Source organism: Amycolatopsis sp. NPDC057786 (genome assembly GCF_042797905.1).
GTDB lineage: Bacteria > Actinomycetota > Actinomycetes > Mycobacteriales > Pseudonocardiaceae > Amycolatopsis.
Genome location: NZ_JBHVKW010000098.1, coordinates 1 through 14,893, shown reverse-complemented (window position 1 = coordinate 14,893; position 14,893 = coordinate 1). Strand labels below are relative to the sequence as shown.

General features: G+C 69.3%; 15 protein-coding genes. 7 read left to right on the top strand and 8 right to left on the bottom strand.

Annotated features, from left to right (window positions below):
* Nucleotides 1-123: 123 nt before the first annotated feature.
* The 3 genes from ACFVM3_RS34040 to ACFVM3_RS34030 all read right to left on the bottom strand — a co-directional run bounded on the left by ACFVM3_RS34040 (nucleotide 124) and on the right by ACFVM3_RS34030 (nucleotide 5,104).
* A complete protein-coding gene (locus ACFVM3_RS34040; RefSeq protein WP_378444010.1) occupies nucleotides 124-1,026 on the bottom strand; it encodes a helix-turn-helix transcriptional regulator in 903 nt (300 codons plus the stop codon).
* A 316-nt stretch (nucleotides 1,027-1,342) separates the two neighbouring features.
* Nucleotides 1,343-2,788: a SagB/ThcOx family dehydrogenase gene (locus tag ACFVM3_RS34035; protein WP_378444022.1), complete on the bottom strand. Its 1,446-nt coding sequence runs from the start codon at nucleotides 2,786-2,788 to the stop codon at nucleotides 1,343-1,345.
* A gap of 42 nt (nucleotides 2,789-2,830) precedes the next feature.
* The gene (locus tag ACFVM3_RS34030; RefSeq protein WP_378444009.1) at nucleotides 2,831-5,104 is read right to left on the bottom strand and encodes a TOMM precursor leader peptide-binding protein; all 2,274 of its coding nucleotides are present in this window, start codon (nucleotides 5,102-5,104) and stop codon (nucleotides 2,831-2,833) included.
* A 221-nt stretch (nucleotides 5,105-5,325) separates the two neighbouring features.
* Between ACFVM3_RS34030 and ACFVM3_RS34025 the strand changes: the two genes are divergently transcribed.
* From ACFVM3_RS34025 to ACFVM3_RS34010, 4 genes are all read left to right on the top strand, one after another.
* Nucleotides 5,326-6,165 (top strand): BTAD domain-containing putative transcriptional regulator, encoded by an 840-nt coding sequence (locus tag ACFVM3_RS34025; protein ID WP_378444008.1) that lies wholly within the window; start codon nucleotides 5,326-5,328, stop codon nucleotides 6,163-6,165.
* 41 nt (nucleotides 6,166-6,206) lie between these two features.
* On the top strand, nucleotides 6,207-6,893 hold the full coding sequence (locus ACFVM3_RS34020) for a winged helix-turn-helix transcriptional regulator (protein WP_378444007.1): 687 nt from the start codon (nucleotides 6,207-6,209) through the stop codon (nucleotides 6,891-6,893).
* Between the two features lie 115 nt (nucleotides 6,894-7,008).
* On the top strand, nucleotides 7,009-7,584 hold the full coding sequence (locus ACFVM3_RS34015) for a hypothetical protein (protein WP_378444006.1): 576 nt from the start codon (nucleotides 7,009-7,011) through the stop codon (nucleotides 7,582-7,584).
* Entirely contained in the window at nucleotides 7,581-8,915 is a 1,335-nt protein-coding gene (locus tag ACFVM3_RS34010; protein WP_378444005.1) for a copper resistance CopC/CopD family protein, read from the top strand. The genes ACFVM3_RS34015 and ACFVM3_RS34010 overlap by 4 nt, the downstream gene beginning before the upstream one ends.
* Here the strand turns inward: ACFVM3_RS34010 and ACFVM3_RS34005 are convergent, their stop codons facing one another.
* Nucleotides 8,916-9,611 (bottom strand): maleylpyruvate isomerase family mycothiol-dependent enzyme, encoded by a 696-nt coding sequence (locus ACFVM3_RS34005; RefSeq protein WP_378444004.1) that lies wholly within the window; start codon nucleotides 9,609-9,611, stop codon nucleotides 8,916-8,918.
* A gap of 212 nt (nucleotides 9,612-9,823) precedes the next feature.
* Between ACFVM3_RS34005 and ACFVM3_RS34000 the strand changes: the two genes are divergently transcribed.
* Nucleotides 9,824-10,492, top strand: coding sequence for a M protein (locus tag ACFVM3_RS34000; protein ID WP_378444003.1), 669 nt, complete (start codon nucleotides 9,824-9,826; stop codon nucleotides 10,490-10,492).
* Here ACFVM3_RS34000 and ACFVM3_RS33995 read toward each other — a convergent pair.
* Entirely contained in the window at nucleotides 10,489-10,851 is a 363-nt protein-coding gene (locus ACFVM3_RS33995) for a YciI family protein (RefSeq protein ID WP_378444002.1), read from the bottom strand. The two genes, ACFVM3_RS34000 and ACFVM3_RS33995, sit on opposite strands and share 4 nt — an antisense overlap.
* A 169-nt stretch (nucleotides 10,852-11,020) precedes the next feature.
* On the opposite strand from ACFVM3_RS33995, the gene ACFVM3_RS33990 reads away from it, so the two are divergent.
* On the top strand, nucleotides 11,021-11,302 hold the full coding sequence (locus ACFVM3_RS33990; RefSeq protein WP_007034631.1) for a metal-sensitive transcriptional regulator: 282 nt from the start codon (nucleotides 11,021-11,023) through the stop codon (nucleotides 11,300-11,302).
* Here the strand turns inward: ACFVM3_RS33990 and ACFVM3_RS33985 are convergent, their stop codons facing one another.
* The 3 genes from ACFVM3_RS33985 to ACFVM3_RS33975 are packed head-to-tail and all read right to left on the bottom strand — an operon-like array spanning nucleotide 11,303 to nucleotide 13,865.
* Nucleotides 11,303-13,507, bottom strand: coding sequence for a heavy metal translocating P-type ATPase (locus ACFVM3_RS33985; protein ID WP_378444001.1), 2,205 nt, complete (start codon nucleotides 13,505-13,507; stop codon nucleotides 11,303-11,305). It abuts the gene before it with no gap.
* Nucleotides 13,504-13,662 (bottom strand): hypothetical protein, encoded by a 159-nt coding sequence (locus ACFVM3_RS33980; RefSeq protein WP_378444000.1) that lies wholly within the window; start codon nucleotides 13,660-13,662, stop codon nucleotides 13,504-13,506. Before ACFVM3_RS33980 ends, ACFVM3_RS33985 begins: the two co-directional genes overlap by 4 nt.
* A complete protein-coding gene (locus tag ACFVM3_RS33975; protein WP_340684150.1) occupies nucleotides 13,659-13,865 on the bottom strand; it encodes a heavy-metal-associated domain-containing protein in 207 nt (68 codons plus the stop codon). The genes ACFVM3_RS33980 and ACFVM3_RS33975 overlap by 4 nt, the downstream gene beginning before the upstream one ends.
* 96 nt (nucleotides 13,866-13,961) lie before the next feature.
* On the opposite strand from ACFVM3_RS33975, the gene cobF reads away from it, so the two are divergent.
* Nucleotides 13,962-14,726 (top strand): precorrin-6A synthase (deacetylating), encoded by a 765-nt coding sequence (gene cobF, locus ACFVM3_RS33970; RefSeq protein ID WP_378443999.1) that lies wholly within the window; start codon nucleotides 13,962-13,964, stop codon nucleotides 14,724-14,726.
* Nucleotides 14,727-14,893: the final 167 nt, after the last annotated feature.

Below are 14,893 nucleotides of genomic sequence, written 5' to 3'. Positions count from 1 at the left end.
CCGGGTGGATTCGAATTCTGGATCGCTTAAAGCGTCACATGCGTGGTGATGGCCCAGCTACTCCACGGTTGCGTCCGCGTTCTCCCGGTTTGCGAGGCCGGGAGAACGCGGGAACGATTTCGCTCAGGCCACCGCGCGCAGATACCCTGGCGCGGGCGCTGCCATCCGGTTCCCGGCCGACGTGGGGCCACCGGCGAGGGTGATCGCCATCGGCGCGTCGGTCGGCAGCGGGGCCCGCATCGGCATCCGCAGGTGGACCATGCCGTACGGGGTGATGTCGACACTGCTGGGCAGGGTGCCCATGGAGAACGAGGACGCCGCGGTCCCGGCGGCGTGCTCGGCCACCCCGATGACGGTCCACCGGCCCTCGGGGACGTTCTGGATCTCGATGTCCGCGGACAGGACGTTCGCCCTGCCACCGAAGGCGACCGGGCCGCACTGCGGGATCGACTCGGCGAACAGTCCGATGAGGACGGTCGCCGGACCGGCCCCGCGCGGGGTCTCGACCCGCACGCTGATCGTGCCGGTGCCGGTTCGCATCGTGGGGCTGCCCATTCCCGCGCTGTGCAACGCTTCCAGGGTCGGAAGCCGCTGAAAGTGCGGGGCCATCGCCACGAGCAGCTCGCCGACCTCGGGGTCGCGGTACTGGGTCGGGGTCATCCCGACCGCACGGGTGAAGCGGCTCGTGAACGTGCCGACGCTGCTGTAGCCGACGCTGCACACGATGTCCGACACTGTCAGCGATGTCGTCAGCAGCAGTCGTTTCGCTTCGAAGAGCCGGATCGCGGTCAGGTAGCGGCCGGGGGTGACGCCGGTCGCCTTCGCGAAGATCCGCGAGAAATGGAACGGGCTGACGAAGACTTCCTGTGCCAGATCGCTCAAGGTGATCGGGTCGAAATACCTCGCGTGCATCGCGGAGATGGCCTGCAGCACCGCAGGTTGCAAGGGGGACGCCGGCTCGGAGTGCCGACCGGGTTCGGTGACGCCTTCCTCGTTCGCCGCCGTGGCGACTGTTCGTAGCTGCATCAGACCAACCTCGGATTCGCTGTCGCTTTTCTCTGTACGCCAGCTAACGCGTCGTCGATTTCAGCGGGCTCGACATGCGATCGAGATGGGCCGTGGGGAGTTGTCCGAACGTGCGCTATCGGCGGGCGGTCGGGCCGGTGGCACGAACGGCTCCGGCACACCGTCGCGGGTGGCGTTTCGGGACCTGAGGGGTAAGCCAAAGGTGGCAGGTTGCGAAAGCCACTTTCGCAACGTCGAAGGTTGCTTTCGCAACGCCAGCGAGGAGGGGAGCACCCCACCCGACACCTTTGCCTTACCCCTCAAGGGCACCTCGACGTCAAACCGGGAAATCGAGCACGCATTCACCGACGCCGACCTCGGCGGGCCAGTCGAGTTTGAGGGCGCGGTCGACGCGGTCGCCGGCGTCCACCGGGACGGCGTGTGCGGCCAGTCCCATGGCGCGGGCGACGAGGTAGAGCGTCTGCTGCAAAGCGCCGACATGTGCCAGCGTCGTGGCGTACGCGCCACCTCCGAGCACGGACGCCATCCGCGGCATCCGCGCGGTGACGGTGATCAACGCCGAGGGGCGCCGGTGGTTGCCGCCGCCGATCATCGCGATGTCCAGCATCTCGTCGAGATCGGCCGCCTCGCCGTTCACCAGGGTGAGCCGGTGGTCGAGCGGATCGTAGTGGTAGATCCCGCGATCCAGCCCCGAACAACGGTTCACCGACACGTACAGCTCGAGTTCGTACAGGCAGGCGACGCTGAAGTACGGCCGCTGCGAAGCACTGTGCGCGGGTCCGTTCGGAAGGTGCGCGGGCCCGATCGACCGGATCCGCGCGCCGCGGAACAGGAACTCGCCGATCTGCTCGGCCGACAGCACGCTTTCGGTGAATTCCGGGCAGATGTGGTCGTTCTCCAGCAACGCCGTCAGCGTCGGATCGGTCTCGGCGCGGTCGGCGAGATCCGGCCGGAACAGCGAATAGCTCGGGCCTTCGCCGGTGGGGGCCTTGACGACCGGCGGATTCCCGAGACCGGCGAGGTCGGCAGGGCCGCCCGGCCGCCAGGTGCGGCTCGTGGTGTGGAACGACAGCTCGTCCGGGGACCACACGCCCAGTTCGGGATCGTCGTCCTCGGCGAACCTGCCGTTCTCCCCGGCGGCCTGGACGACGCCCGCGGCGACCAGATAGGACACGATCGCGCCGACCACACCGCGATCGATCCCGGTCGTGGTCGCGATCTCCCCGACCGACTTCGCCGTAGCGAGGGTCGCCGCGACGTGCACCGCCCACGGCTGGGACAGCACGACCCGGTAGCGCGCGGACGGCGACTCCAGCCCCATCCCGTCGGCGTCGGAACGCAGGGAACTGAAGCGGGACAACCGGATCGGGCGCGTGGCGGGGATCTCCACCGGCGCGAACACCGGCGCGAGCACGGCCGGGATCACCGACAGCAGCGGACCGCGGCCGTCGGCGAGACCGAGCGAGCGCACCACGGAACCGCCGAGTTCCTTGAGCACCTGCCGCAGCGCGTCGGCGCCCTCGGCGGTCCAGCTCAGTTCGCCTTCGAGATCGGGCTCCCGTTCGACGGGCTCCCACGAAGACGTCACGTTCGCCAGCGACACCGGCCCCAAAGCCATACGCCGCAACGATTCCAGCACCAGCGGTTCCGCGTCCGGGAATTCGTGCTCGCCCCAGCGCGTGACGACCACCAGTGAGCCGTCCTCACTGATTTCGACAAGGCTGTCGTCGGTGAGCGACCACAGGGGGATCGTTTCGGCCACACCGCCGGGGGGATCTGTCGTCAACTGTTGCTCCAGCTTGCTCTACAAGAACATGGGGAAGGGATTCAGCCGCTCGTAGGGAGTCGGCTCGGCGAGCCTGCCAAGGCGCACCGGCACGTCGAACAGCCGTCCGGGAGCGAAGCGGCTCCAGAACGGACGCAGCCCCGGAACGACCACCCGGACCACCGGGAGGTCGATGTCGGGTCTCGTCTGGTCCAGCACCAGCGTCTCCATTCCCAGTACGGAAAGCCTGCGTACCAAGCACTCCACGTCGTCACGGACGCCGGGACGCCGGACGAACTTGAAGTCCGCGGCCCGTTTCGCCGACCGGCCGGGAGCCGGCAGCAGATACGGCTGGTTCGCGACCGTGGCGTACCGGAGCCACCGCGCCGCGTCGGGATCGTCGAGTTCGACGTCGTTCGCGAGCACCGCCGGGAGCAGCTGGTTCAGCTCGCTGACCGCCCGCCGCAGCGCGGTCCTGGGATCCAGGTGGGCGCCGAAGCCCATCATGACGTTTTCGCGCGGCCCGACGATACTCCTGGAAAGCGCGACCATCACCGGAACACCGAGGTCCGCCGTCAGGTCGAGGACCCACAGTTCCCGGCCTGCCCGCGCGTACTGGCCGACCATCTCCTCGGCCCACGGGTCGTCGAACGACGCGATGTCCACGCCGGGAACGGGAAGCCGGTTGTACCACCACAGCGCGACGGCGTCGCGTTCGACGAGTTCGAGCAGTCCCTGCAGGATCGCGTCCTCGATGCTGCTCCCGGCCGCGCAACCGTTGGAGTCCGCGCGCAGCCCGCCGCGCCCGCACTCCCATGGCACCCCGAAGTAGAGGTACGCGGTCGGCATCAGCTTCCGGCGTTGCCGCGAAAGCGACCACAGCGGCGTCCAGTCGATGGCGGCTTCGGCGTCGAACCGCTCCGGGACGAACTGGAAGGCGGCGTGCGCGGCGTTCCACTCGGCGCGGCTCCGGTATTGGCGCTCGTCGAAGAGCATGCACGTGTTCGGGTGGACGGCGTCCTCGCCGAGCGCGCGGAAGGTGTCGCGGATCCGCAGCTCGTCGCCCTGGTAGTTCGCCGAGAACCGCTCGATCGCCTCGCACAGCGCGCCGACCTCGGCGTCGATCGGGCTCGCGCCCTTGCCACCGTTCTCCCCGCGCAGCCCGGCCTGCAACCCCGCCTCTCCGCGCACGCGGCGCGCGACGTTCCCCCCGGAGCGGTACGCGTTCATGAACGCCGGCGCCCGCGGGTCGCGGGCGATCTCCTTGACGATCCCGGTGACCGGGCTGACCAGGTGCCCGTAGCGGTCGAGCACCTCGACCGGGGTGAGCGTCCGGTGCCCGCCACCGCCCGACGTCGCCTTCTTGGCCTCCTGCAGCACCACCGGCTCGGCCGTCCGCGCGGCGACGATCCCTTCGTCACCGCATTCGGGACACTGGGGACGGCGCCGCAGTTCGTGCAGGCGCCCTTGCAGGTCGAGGGTGTCCAGGATCCACACGGCCTGCTGCCCCGGATAGCGGTGTCCCGCCAGCCATTTGGCCGCTTCGAGGGAGATCAGATGCGACGCGGCCGCGGTCAGCGGCGGCACGGCGGGCATCGGGAACGAGGCGGGGCCGTCGTGCCCGAGGACCTCCTGCACGCAGGCTTCGGCGTGCCGGTGTCCCCACAGCCGGTTGGTCAGGCAGTGCCAGCAGCCGGACCGGCCGGGCTGCATGATCGGGCCGATCCACACCTGCGAACCCGACGGCCTGGCCAGCAGCCAGGGCCGCCCGGTACGCCGGTGCTCGGCGTCGATCTCCGCCAGGCGCGGGTCGAGGTAGTCGTCGCACAGCACGATGGCCAGCTCGGACGCCGTGTCGACGACTTCGATCCCGCTCGCGGCCAGCCCGCTCGCCACCTGCGAGGTGTCGATGTCACCACCGATAGCGGTCAGGCTCGCCGTCGACGGCTTCTGACGGCCGGCCACCGCGGAGGCGTCGAGACCGCACGCGTCCCAGTACGCGAGCGCGCGTTCGTCCCCGCTCATCTCGTCCGGGACGTGGACGGTGACCAGACCCGCCTCCACCAGCCTGGCCAGTACTCCGGTGACCTGCTCGGCGCTCATCCCGTCCGGGCGGGCGGACAGGAGCCCGTCGAGGTCACGAGTGCCGTCGAGCAGGGCCGCGACCGACGCGACCTGCGCGCCGCGGATCGCGATGACCCCTTGTTCCGAAAACAGATAGGCACCGGTCCCTTCGCGGATCTCCGCGCGCAGATGCCGTTTGAACCCCAGGCCACCGCTGATCGGACCGGACGTGGACGACGCCTCACGCATGTGGACCCCCAGTAGGTCGGTTCGATTCTCGAATCCTGCTCGGCGGGCTCCGCCCCGGCCAGTGCGCGATTCACGCGTCGGACATGAAAAACCCACGTTCTTCCGGGACGCACACACGCGACAGCTGGTGGACGGCTCACTGGCCCGCGCCGTGCCGCTCTGCCACTGTCGAAGTACTGGGATTCAGGTCTCGACGCGTATCGAGCTGGAGGGCGCTTGCGATGTACACCGGATCACGAGTAGCGGACACGCACCACGGCTCGGCACACAACCCGATTCCGGTCCCGCCCGCAAGCCCCGTCCGTTTCACCCTCCTCGGCCCGCTCGAACTCGTGCGGGACGGGTTCGACTACGCGCCGACGACACCGAAGCTGCTCCAGGTGCTCGCCATGCTGGTGATGAGCCCGGGAAAGATCGTGCCCATCGACACGATCGTGCGGGAACTGTGGGCCGACGACCCGCCGCGCAGCGTCCGCACCACCATGCACACCTACGTCTACCAGCTGCGCAAGTGCATCGAGGAGAACGAGCTCGCCCCGTACGGTGAGACCATGCTGGCGACGAAACCGCCGGGGTACGTGTTCCGGATCGCCCCCGAGCAGGTGGACGTCTTCGAGTTCCAGGAGCTGCAGCAGAAGGGCCGCGAGCTGCAACTGCGGGACGAGCACACCGAAGCGGCGAAGGCCTTCCGCTCCGCGCTCGCCCTGTGGTCGGGCCCGCCGCTCGCGAACGTCCACTGTGGACCGGTGTTGTCCGCGTACTCGGTCGACCTCGTCGAGCAGCGGCGCAGCACCCTGCATCTGCGGATCGAGGCGGATATCGCGGCCGGGATGCGGCACGAGCTGATCGGCGAACTGCGTTCGCTGGTCGCCGCGAACCCGCTGGACGAGGCCTTGCACGGGCAGCTGATCCGCGTCCTCGGCCGCAGCGGGCGGCGCTCCGACGCGCTCGCCACGTACCGTCAGATGCGAAACCGCCTCAACCACGAACTGGGCGTCGAACCCTGTGACGAACTGCAGGTACTGCACCACGGCCTGCTTTCCGAAGGCGAACCCGCGTGAACACCCTTCCCCGCAACGGAAACGAAAGTGAGGATCGACGGATGAGCATTCGTACCTATGGACAGTTCTGCGGTCTGGCCAGGGCGCTGGAGATCATCGGCGAACGCTGGTCGCTGCTGATCGTCCGCGACCTCGTCCTCGGCCCGAAGCGGTTCACCGAGCTGCAGGCGGGACTGCCCAAGATCCCGCCGAGCACGCTGTCCGCGCGGCTCAACGAACTGGAGCAGTCCGGGGTCCTCCGCCGCCGCCTGCTCCCCCAGCTCGACGCCGCGGTGGTCTACGAACTCACCGAGTACGGCAGCGAACTCGACCAGATCGTGCTGGACCTCGGGCTCTGGGGCGCCCGGTCGCTCGGGCAGCCGTCCGCCGACGACGTCTTCACGATGGACTCGGCGATCCTCTCGCTGTACACGACCTTCCGGAGCGAAAAGGCCAAGGGCGTCCAGGTCACCTACGAACTGCGCTACCCGGGCGAGATGCTCCTGCACGCGATCGTCGAGGACGGCGCGCTCAAGGTCGCGGAGGGCGCGCACCCCGGTGCCGACGCGGTCATCGAACCGCTGGGCCCGTACATCAAGGACCTGCTGACCGGCGACCTCACCGCCGCCGACGCGACGCGAACCGGCAAGATCCGCCTCGAAGGCGCCTTCGAATACCTCGAACTGTTCGCGGAACTGTTCCACATTCCCGCGGCTCCGAAAGTGACCGAAGGAATCGTCGTTCGCTGAGCCATCCGGCGTAATACCGCAGGTCGGATCAGCAATCCGGAGTAACGGAAACCTCCGGATCGCGGGCTATTGTCAAGATCCGTCACCGGTCGGTCTTTCGTCATAGGAGCCCTTCATGGCCACACTCGATTCGCGTCCGGGTCTGCTCGCCGCGCTCAACGGGAAATACCACCGCGCGGCGCTCGCCGCCTTCGCGGTGGTCGTGGTGGCCCACTGGGCGGAACACCTGGTGCAGGCGTTCCAGATCTACGCGCTCGGCTGGAAGACCGCGGACGCCCGCGGCGTGCTCGGGATCCCCTTCCCGGCACTGATCAGCTCCGAATGGCTGCACTACGGGTACGCCATCGTCATGCTGGTCGCGCTGTTCGCCCTGCGCAAAGGTTTCGCCGGCCGTTCGCGGCAGTGGTGGAACCTGGCGCTGGGGCTGCAGTTCTGGCACCACATCGAACACCTGCTCCTGCTGATCCAGGCGCAGACCGGCTGGCGGCTCGGCGGCGGCACCGCGCCGAGCAGCATCATCCAGCTGTTCATCCCGCGCGTGGAACTGCACCTGTTCTACAACACGATCGTCACCATCCCGATGATCATCGCGATGATCGTGCACCGGAAGGCCCCCGCCGTCGAGCGGGAGCTGACCGGGTGCACGTGCTCGCCCGAAAGCCGGCGCGAGCTGGCGACCGCGGCGTCGTGACCAGGAGGCTCTTCGCGCTACTGGCGTCGCTGGTGGCGTGGTTCGGGGTCGCGGTGCTCACCGCGGCCCCGGCCTCGGCCCACGTCGAACTCCTGTCCTCGAACCCCGCCGACGGCGCCCGGCTCACGGCGGCCCCCGCCAGAGTCTCGCTCACTCTGTCGGAGAACATCGGCATCCAGCCGAACTCGATCAAGGTCGTCGACCAGCAGGGCACCGACGTGGTGTCCGGTCCGGTGTTCCAGCCGGGCGAGGTCGCCGAAGAGGTCGCCGTCGCACTCGAACCCGACCTTCCGGACGGAAGTTATCTCGTCGAGTACGCCTTCGTCTCGACCGATTCGCATCCCGTGCGCGGCACGATCGCCTTCGTGATCGGCACCGGCCCCCTGATCACGTCGGCGGGCGCGGTGTCCGCCTCCACCGGAACCGATCCGGTGACCGACGCGCTGTTCACCACCTTCCGCTGGGGCTCCTTCGGCGGTGTCGCGCTGCTGGGCGGGCTGGTGTTCCTGCTGGTCTGCCGCCCGGCGGGCCGCACCGACCCGTCGGCACGGAAGCTGATCACCGCGGGTCTGTGGCTCTCGGGGGTCACGGCCGTGGCCGGATTCCTGCTGCAAGGTCCGTACGTCGCGGGCCGCGGGGTGGGTGCGATCTTCGACCCGGCGATGATCGAGGCGACCCTGCGGGTGGCGTACGGGAAGCTCCTGCTTCTGCGCCTGGCCGCGATCTTCGCACTCGCCGTGATCGTGCGACGGCTGCTCACGGGTGACCTGCCGGATCGGCTGCGCTCGCGCTACGAAAACCTCGGCATCGCCGCCGGGTTCATCGTGCTGCTGAGCTTTTCCGCGACCGGGCACGCGGTGGCCGACAAGATCATGTTCCTCTCGGTCAGCGCCGATCTGGCGCATTTCGGCGCGATGGCCGTCTGGGTCGGCGGGCTGATCCAGCTGGCCGTGCTCCTGCGCGGCAGGTATTCGGCGTCCGAGGCCGAGCCCGCGCTGGCGCGGTTCCACCCGATCGCCACCCGGTCGATCGTGATCATGGTGGTCAGCGGTGCCTACCTGGGCTTCCGGCTCGTCCCGTCGGTGGAGGCGCTCTGGACGTCGGCCTACGGCATCGTCTTCCTGCTGAAGCTGACCGGATTCGCCGCGTTGCTGCTGGTGGCGAACCTGAGCCGCAACGCCGTGCGGCGCGGGATCTCCGGCCGCGGCGGCACCAGCGTGGTGACCGCCGACCTGCGGAAACTGCGGATCAGTGTCGGGGTCGAGGTGCTGATCGTGGCCGTGGTGCTCGCGCTGGCCGCGGCGCTCTCCTCGATGTCCCCGACCGGCTGATCACCGCTCGATCTCCCTCTCCGGCGGGGTGAACGGCCCCCAGGTGAAGGCCCGGAGCCACGGCTCGGGATCGCCCAGCCAGTCCATGGCGGCGATCTGGGCCGGGCTCCGGCGCCCGGCGAGCGATCGGTACAGGTCCACGGGCGCGCCCGTGAGCACCGCGGCGACCGGCTCGGTGCCGGCGATCCAGGTCGCGCCCTCGGTCTCGATCCGCATCCCGGGCAGCCCGTGCCTGCCCAGCGAGTCGCCGAGGCCGCGGACGAGCACCTCGAATGCCCGCAGCCAGGCGGCGTGCGCCCCGGGCGGCGGAACGCCGAGCGCGTACCGGAGATCGAGTTCGTGGGTGAAGGCGTCCATCACCATGATGTCGCCGCGGCCCTTCCCGTCGCCGTCGGCGGCGAGGAGGGTGTCGGCCTCGGGACCGCGTTCGAGCCAGAGCTTCAGCACTTCGGCGGCCGACGCCGTCTCCGGTACCGGGCAGGCCTCGCCACCGAACCGGGTGATCACCCGATCGCAGATTTCGGCCAGATGTGCGACCAGCTCGCGCACGGTCCACTGTGGACACGCCGGGACGGCCCGCTCGCCGGCGACGGCGTGATCGGCGAGCAAGATCGCGAAGTTCTCTCTGACCTGGCGATACCCTTCGGCCGCTGTCGCCGTATTCCAGCCAGGGACCCGAATTCGGCTGCTCGTCACGCGGCCACCTCCAGTAGGGGTAAGCGATGGTCGTCCATTCTCCCATCGCCGCGGAGCTTCACCCTTCTTCCCGCTTGCGCGTACCGTTCAACGCAAAGACCACCCACCCGTGGCGCGTGTCGCCACGGCTTCAGGCACACTGGTCGGTGAAAGCCCCGTGTGGCAAGAGAAAGCGCCCAATGGCGACACATCGACCACTGTGGAGGTGACCAATGGAGATGCCCGGCTTCGATCTGGCGTGGCGTGGTTTCGATCGCGCGCAGGTCCGGGAATTCGTTCGCGAGGTGGAAGCCGAACTTCGACGAGTGGAAGCCGAACGAGACGAGGCTCTCCGCCGCGAAGAGGCCCTCGCCGCCGAACTCACCGGCGCACGAGAGGACATTCGCGAATTGAAGGCCACGGTCGACCGGATCAGCCGCGTGCCGATCGCGCCGGACGCGCTGCAGGAGCGCTCGCGCCGGATGCTCGAACTCACCCGCGAAGAAGCCGAGGACATCACCGCGCGCGCCGCCGAAGAGGCCGCCAAGGCCGAGGCGGAACGGAAGCGGATCGCCGAAGACTTCGAACTCGCCATGACCCGGCGCCGCGCGGAGGCGATGCGCGCGCTCGCCGCACGGGACGAAGCCGCGCAGGCCCGGGCGCGGAAACTGCTCGACGACGCCGCCGAAGAGAGCGAGCGCCTGGTCACCGAAGCGCGGCAAGAGGCCGACGCGGCCCTCCGCCTGCGTGATGACGTGCTGAAACAGCTGGTCGGCTGCCGCGAACTGCTCACCGAGGCAGGCTCGGTACTGGCCGTGCCCGACTCACCGAAACCGGAAGTGCCCGTTCAGCGCCGGAGCAGGCCCGAAGCCCGCACCGGCACCGAAGCGGCCGCGACCTAAGCGGGGTCGCCCGACGAAAAGACCACCGGCCGGATCTCCATCGCGTTGATATGCGCGTCCGGGATCTGGCCCGCGATCTCGATCGCGCGTTCCTTGCTGTCGCATTCGACCAGGTAGAAGCCGGCCAGGTACTCCTTCGACTCCGCGAACGGGCCGTCGGTGACCACCGGGACGCCGTCACGCACCCGCACCACCGTGCTCTCCTTCGGCTCGGCCAGCGCCTGCGTCCCCAGCAGCTCGCCGCTGTCGGTGAGCTTCTTCATGAAAGGGTCGATGCGGGCGACCACCTCGTTGCGCTCCTCCTCGGGCAGGGCGTCCCACGCGGTGGGGTTCATCGTGATCATGATCATGTACTTCATCGGTGTTCCTCCTGGTCGTCCGGCGGCCGGTGCCCGGCCGCTCACGAGAAGGTCGGAGCCGCCGGATCGTCCTCGACATCCTGACATCAGGGAATTTCCGAAACCCGGGCACATACGCTGGGTGGGTATAGTGGCCGGGGACGGGCAACGACGAGAGAACGGGTGCGGAATGACGGGCTACGGCACTGAGCGGGAGGCCTATCTCAAGCGCCTGCGCCGGATCGAAGGACAGATCCGCGGCTTGCAGCGGATGGTGGAGGAGGACAAGTACTGCATCGACATCCTGACTCAGGTGTCCGCGGCCACGAAGGCGCTGCAGTCGTTCTCACTCGAACTGCTGGACGAGCACCTCGCCACCTGCGTCGTCCACGCCGCCGCCGCGGGCGGTGAAGAGGCCGACCTCAAGGTCAGGGAGGCGTCCGACGCCATCGCCCGGCTGGTCCGGTCCTGATCAGGCGTTCCCGCGGAACCGTCGTAACCGCAGGCTGTTGGTGACGACGAACACCGAGGAGAACGCCATCGCGGCGCCCGCGATCATGGGGTTGAGCAGGCCGAGCGCGGCCAGCGGCAGCGCGGCGACGTTGTAGGCGAACGCCCAGAACAGGTTGCCCTTGATCGTGCCGAGTGTGCGGCGCGAAAGCCGGATGGCGTCCGCGGCGGTGCGCAGGTCTCCGCGCACCAGGGTCAGGTCGCCTGCCTCGATCGCGGCGTCCGTCCCAGTCCCCATCGAGAGACCGAGGTCGGCCTGCGCGAGCGCGGCCGCGTCGTTGACGCCGTCGCCGACCATGGCGACCACGCGGCCCTCGGCCTGCAGGCGCTTGACGACGTCGACCTTGTCGGCGGGCAGGACCTCCGCGACCACCTCGTCGATGCCCACCTCGGCGGCGACCGCCTTCGCGGAACCGGTGTTGTCGCCGGTCAGCAGGACCGGGCGGAGCCCGAGTGCTTTCAGTTCCGCCACCGCCTCGGCCGAAGTCGGCTTGACCGTGTCGGCGACGACGACCACGCCGCGTGTCTCGCCGTCCCAGGCGACGACGACCGCGGTGGCGCCGCGCTCCTCGGCGGCAGTCTTGACCTGGGAATACTCGTCGCCGACAGCGATGCCGTGCTGGTCGAGGAGAGCGGGCCGCCCGGCCAGGACGGTCTTGCCCTCGACGTCGCCGACCACACCCAGGCCCTCGACGTTGCGGAACCCGTCGACCGGTGGCAGCTCGCCCAGCCGCTCTTCGGCGGCCGCGACGATCGCGCGGGCGATCGGATGCTCGGAAGCGTGCTCGACCGCCGCGGCCAGCCGCAGCACCTCGGTCTCGTCGTCGCCGAAGAGGTCGGTGAGGCTCATCTTCCCGGCGGTCACCGTGCCGGTCTTGTCCAGGACGACGGTGTCGACCGCGCGCGTGGACTCGAGCACCTCGGGCCCCTTGATGAGAATGCCCAGCTGCGCGCCGCGACCGGTGCCGACCAGCAGCGCCGTCGGCGTCGCAAGGCCGAGCGCGCACGGACAGGCGATGATGAGGACCGCGACCGCGGCGGTGAAGGCGGCGTCGGCCCCGCTACCGGCTCCGAGCCAGAAGCCGAGCGTGCCGACCGCGAGCGCGATCACCACCGGGACGAACACGGCCGACACCCGGTCGGCGAGCCGCTGGACCCGCGCCTTGCCGTTCTGCGCGTCTTCGACCAGCCGTGCCATCTGCGCGAGCTGCGTGTCGGCGCCGATCCGGGTGGCGCGGACGACGAGCCGTCCGCCGGCGTTGACCGTCCCGCCGACGACAGTGTCCCCGGCGCCCACCTCCACCGGGACCGCTTCACCCGTCAGCATGCTCAGGTCGACGGCCGATCCCCCGTCGGTCACGACACCGTCGGTGGCGATCTTCTCCCCCGGCCGCACGACGAACTCGTCGCCCGTCTTCAGCGCGCCGATCGGGACGCGGCTCTCTGTGCCGTCTTTGAGGACCGCGACCTCCTTCGCGCCGAGTTCGAGCAACGCCCGAAGGGCGGCACCGGAGCGGCGCTTGGACCGGGCCTCGAAGTACCGGCCCGCGAGGAGGAACGTCGTCACCCCGGCGGCGACCTCGAGGTAAAGGTTGCCCGCGCCGGCCCCGCGCTGCATCGTCAGCTCGAAGCCGTGCCGCATACCGGGCACCCCGGCGGTGCCGAAGAGCAGGGCGTACAGCGACCAGAGCGTGGCGGCGGCCACGCCGAGCGAGATCAGGGTGTCCATGGTGGCGGCGCCATGGCGGAGGTTCGTCCAGGCCGGGCGGTGGAACGGCCACGCGCCCCAGGTGACGACCGGCGCGGCCAAGGCGAGCGAGATCCACTGCCAGTAGGTGAACTGCCAGGCCGGGACCATCGCCAGCACGATCACCGGCACGGCGAGCGCGGCCGAAACGACGAGACGGGTTCTCAGGGAGCCGGTCGGGTCCTCGTCTTCGTCGGGTTCGGGCGGCTGAGCCGTGTAACCGGCCGACTCGACGACGCCGACGAGGTCCTCGACCGAGAGCGCGGCGGGGAAGTCGACCTGCGCCTTCTCGGTGGCGTAATTGACCGTGGCGGAGACGCCGTCGACCTTGTTCAGTTTGCGTTCGACCCGCGCGGCGCAGGACGCGCAGGTCATCCCGCCGATGGCCAGCTCGACCCGCTGGGATGTCCCGACGCTCACGGCGTGCCTCCCGGGTGGTGCCCGTGGTGTTCGCTGGTCGGCGCCGGCGCGGGCGGTTCGTCCAGTGGCCCGACGGCGGAACCGATCGCCCAGGCGACGGCGAACACCGCGACCAGAGCCGCGGCGAACGCCGACACCTTGACGGCTGTGCTCACGAGACGAGCTGGTAACCGGCCTCGGTGACGGCCGCGTCGACAGCCTGGACGTCCAGGGGCGCGTCGCTGGTGACGGTGACCTTGCCGCTCGCGACGTCCACGTTCACGGCGCTGACGCCCGCGATCCCGCTGACCTCCTCGGTGACGGAGGAGGCGCAGTGCCCGCAGGACATGCCCTTGACGGTGTAGGTGGCTTCGGCCATCGGTACGAACTCCTCTACAGGACAGGTGGAGCGATCACTTCCTTTATACCCCGTGGGGGTAGGGGTTTGCACAGAGGGTGCGGGCACACTGCCGAAATGAGGAAGATCTCCGCCATCGGTATCGGCGCCGGCGACCCGGAACACCTGACCGTCCAGGCCGTCCGGCGGCTGAACGAGACCGATGTGTTCTTCGTCCTCGACAAGGGCTCGGAGAAACAAGACCTGACGGCGCTGCGCCAGGAGATCCTCGACCGCTTCGTCGAACGGCCCGGCTACCGCGTCGTCCGGGCGCCGGACCCCGAACGCGACCGTACTCCCGACGATTACCGGAAGGCCGTCGCCGACTGGCACCGGCTCCGGACCGACGTCTACGAGAGCATGATCGCTTCCCTGGGTCACGACGAGCGGGGCGCGTTCCTCGTCTGGGGAGATCCCGCGCTCTACGACTCGACCCTGACGTTGCTGGACGCCGTACTGGCCAGGGGCAACGTCGAGTTCGAGTACGACGTCATCCCCGGGGTCAGCAGTGTGGCCGCGCTGACGTCCCGGCACCGGACCACGATGAACCAGATCGGCCGTCCGGTCCTGGTCACCACCGGCCGCCGTCTCGAGGCAGGCTGGCCCGCGGACGTCGACGACGTCTTCGTGATGCTGGACGCGAACTGCACCTTTTCGCAGCTCGTCGATACGGGCCTGGAGATCTACTGGGGCGCCTACCTCGGAACTCCCGATGAGCTTCTGCTCTCCGGTCCCCTGTCCGCCGATCTCGCCGCGGAGATCCGCGCCGTCCGCGCTTCCGCGCGCTCCCGAAAGGGCTGGATCATGGACATCTACCACCTACGCCGCCCGATCCGCCACTAACCCCTCCCCCTCACGCTCCCTCCCCCTCAAGCTCCCTGGCCCGTCACTCTCGCCCCGCACCTCACGTGCCCAACCCCGTAACTCGCGTGTTCAGGGGCGTCATTCGCGTGATGGAACCTGTAACTCGCGTGCTTGAGCGCGTAACTCGCGTGTCCAGATGGACGACT